General features: G+C 68.2%; 3 protein-coding genes. All 3 read left to right on the forward strand.

Annotation, left to right across the window (positions count from 1 at the left end; all coding sequences use genetic code 11):
- Positions 1-69: 69 nt before the first annotated feature.
- The 3 genes from priA to Q0A15_RS04505 are packed head-to-tail and all read left to right on the forward strand — an operon-like array spanning position 70 to position 2,989.
- Positions 70-807, forward strand: a complete 738-nt coding sequence (gene priA / locus Q0A15_RS04495) for a bifunctional 1-(5-phosphoribosyl)-5-((5-phosphoribosylamino)methylideneamino)imidazole-4-carboxamide isomerase/phosphoribosylanthranilate isomerase PriA (RefSeq protein ID WP_291278341.1) — start codon at positions 70-72, stop codon at positions 805-807.
- Positions 804-1,673 (forward strand): SseB family protein, encoded by an 870-nt coding sequence (locus tag Q0A15_RS04500; protein ID WP_291278339.1) that lies wholly within the window; start codon positions 804-806, stop codon positions 1,671-1,673. Before priA ends, Q0A15_RS04500 begins: the two co-directional genes overlap by 4 nt.
- On the forward strand, positions 1,670-2,989 hold the full coding sequence (locus Q0A15_RS04505) for an MFS transporter (protein WP_291278340.1): 1,320 nt from the start codon (positions 1,670-1,672) through the stop codon (positions 2,987-2,989). The genes Q0A15_RS04500 and Q0A15_RS04505 overlap by 4 nt, the downstream gene beginning before the upstream one ends.
- Positions 2,990-3,209: the final 220 nt, after the last annotated feature.

Genomic DNA, 3,209 nt, shown 5'->3' on the forward strand with positions numbered 1-3,209 from the left:
CGCCCCGATCCTGACACCCCCACCACACCCACGCACACTCACCCCACGAGCAAGGACCTGCTGAACACCATGACTGAGACCGAGCGTCTGATCCTTTTCCCCGCAGTGGACATCGCGGACGGCCAGGCCGTCCGCCTGGTTCAGGGCGAGGCCGGTTCCGAAACCGGCTACGGGGATCCCTTCGACGCGGCCGTGAACTGGATGCAGGCCGGCGCCGAGTGGATCCATGTGGTGGACCTCGACGCGGCCTTCGGTCGTGGTTCCAACGCTGACGTGCTGCGTCGCGTCGCCACCGAACTGGACCTGAAGGTGGAGCTCTCCGGCGGCATCCGCGACGACGAGTCCCTTGCTCGTGCCGCCGAGTGGGGCGCCTCCCGCGTCAACATCGGTACGGCCGCACTGGAGAACCCTGAGTGGACCGCCCGCGCCATCGAGGAGTACGGCGACCTCATCGCCGTGGGGCTGGACGTGCGCGGCACCACCCTGGCCGGTCGCGGTTGGACCAGTGAGGGCGGAAACCTCTGGGACGTTCTGGAGCAGCTGGAGGCAGCCGGTTGCGCCCGTTACGTGGTCACCGATGTGACCAAGGACGGCACCCTCACCGGTCCCAACACGGAACTTCTGGCGGAGATCGCCCGGAAGACGGACAAGCCCGTGATCGCCTCCGGAGGTATCTCCTCCCTGGACGACCTGCGCGCGCTGCGTGCTCAGGTCAGCAGCGGTGTCGAAGGAGCCATTGTGGGCAAGGCCCTCTACTCCGGCCGCTTCACCCTGCCGCAGGCGCTCGACGTCGCTGGTCGGGCATGACGGACCAGCAGCACCCCACACACCGGGAACTGCCGGAGCACATCAAGCAGGCGTTACTGCGCGGTGCAGGCGGCCGCACCGATACCGCGGGGCAGGCCTGGGAGGGCCGAGACCTCTCCGGTGAGGGCAACCCGCTGCACCGGTTCGACGGCGATGACGGCGCCGTGGACCCCATGCTGGACCTGGCCCTGGAGGGCCTGGTACTCGGTATGAACGGTGAGGAAGCCGTGGTGGAGGCACTGGCCGACGCCCGTGTCTTCGTGCCGGTCATCGCCGAGACGGGGGAGACCCACGTCGGCGAGCATGGAGAGATCGAGGACAAGGAAGCGGACATGGCCCTGGTCATGATCTCCGCGCCGGACGGCCGCAAGGCCTTGCCCGTCTTCTCCACCGTGGATCGCCTCACGGATTGGCATCCCGACGCCCGTCCCGTGGCCGTGTACGCACCCCGCGCGGCGCTCTCCGCCGCGGCCGAGGATGCACAACTGCTGGTCCTGGACCCCGGCGCCGAGATCACCTTCGTGGTGCGCCGTCCGGCCGTCTGGGCCCTGGCACAGCAGCGCACCTGGGTGCCGAGCTACCGGGACGAGTCCCTCGCGGAACCCCTCCAAGCGGTCGCCGACATGTTCGACGAGGTGGCCGGCCTGGTCCTGGAACCCGGCCCTGGCGTGGCCTCCCGAACGCGCGACGGCCGGCCCGTGGCCGGCGGCGGCCACGGACCCGAGTTGGGCCTCACCGTCGTGCTCGAGCCTTCCGTGCCGGACGACGACGTGGCCACCGTGGTGGGGCGCGTCCAAGGCGCGCTGGCCGACGTCGAGCATTTGCAGGAGGCGGCCGACTCCCTGACCCTTGGCGTCAGGAAATGAACGCGACCCGGCCCCAACCGGACCAGCCGGAGAACATCGGGGCACTGCGTCGCTACGGGCGGGTTCTCGGGACACCTCACGTCCCGACCCTCCTCGTCGTCGGCTTCCTCGGCCGCCTCCCTCACTCGGTGACCGCGGTCTTGGTGACCCTGCATGTCACCAAGGTGCTCGACCTTTCCTACGCCTCTGCTGGACTGGCCACCGCCATGCTGACCATCGGTGTGGCGATCGGTGCTCCGTGGCGTGGACGCCGCATCGACATGGTGGGGCTGCGCAGAGCGGTGTTGCCATCCGTGGCGGTGGAGGCGGTGTGCTGGAGCCTGGCGCCCTTTGCCAGCTTCCCGGTCCTGGTGCTGCTGCTCTTCCTGGCCGGTTTGTACTCGATCCCCGTGTTCACGGTGGTGCGCCAGTCGCTGGGTGTCTTGATGCACGGACCGGATCGGCGTACCGCCTTCTCCCTGGACTCCATGGCCACCGAGATGGTCTTCGTCATCGCGCCGGGCGGTTCGGCCGTGCTGGCGACCGCCGTGTCCACGACCGCGACGTTCATCGCCATGGGACTCTTGGTGGTCTTTGCCGGCTGCGTGCTGCTGGTGACCAACCCGCCAACGCGGTCCGAGCATCTGCCTGAGCCCATCGGCGATCTTGAGGCGCCCACCCGCGCCATGGACGCTCCCGAGGTGGTCCCGGTGGTCACCGGCGCCATTCCGGTGGTGCAATCCGACGCCACACAGCCGCCGGTCAAGAAGGCCCGGATGTCCTGGGTCACCGCCGGTGTGATCGCCATGTTCATGATGTCGGCCGGCGCGGGACTCTCCCTGTCAGGGACCGAGGTCGGGGTCGTGGCGTTCTCCGAGCACTTCGGCGATGCCGGCACGGGCCTGTGGTGGGCCTACGGGTTGTGGTGCTTCGCGTCCCTGCTCGGCGGGTTCGTGTACGGGCTCATGTCCCGCAAGCTGGACCCGTTGCTGCTGTTGGTCCTGTTGGGTGCGGCACTTGTCCCGGCGGTGTTCGCAGGCAGCCTGTTCTGGCTCGGCGTAGCGCTGTTCCCCTCCGGGTTCTTCTGTGCTCCGTTGATGACGGCGGCCTCGGAACGACTCACCGACCTCGTGGACGAACGCAACCGGGGTGTGGCCATGGGCTTCTACGGATCCGCGATGACCGCCGGTACGGCACTGGGTACGCCCATCGTCGGCGTGGTGATCGACGCTGGTGGCCCAGCGGTGGCCTTCGGGTCCCTCGCTGCTGTCACCGTGGCGGTGGGTCTGCTCACCATGTTGCTGAGATCCATCCGGCGGCAGCGTCGGCGTCGCTGACTCGTGACTTCCCGCACCGAGCCCCAATGACGGCAGGAAACCACAACGACGGTGGGCGGGCTCCAGTGGTGGTTGCAATACCTCCACCTGAGGAGGTGCGTCCGCCGTGACGTCTCACGCTACGACAGCGGCCTTGAAGCCGGCTTTCATGAAGGCATTCAAGCTCATTGGTTCCGTCAAGCCTGCTGCGGAGCAGGTTGGAGTCAATGTCTTTACCGCC

The organism is Galactobacter sp., from assembly GCF_022712295.1.
GTDB lineage: Bacteria > Actinomycetota > Actinomycetes > Actinomycetales > Micrococcaceae > Galactobacter.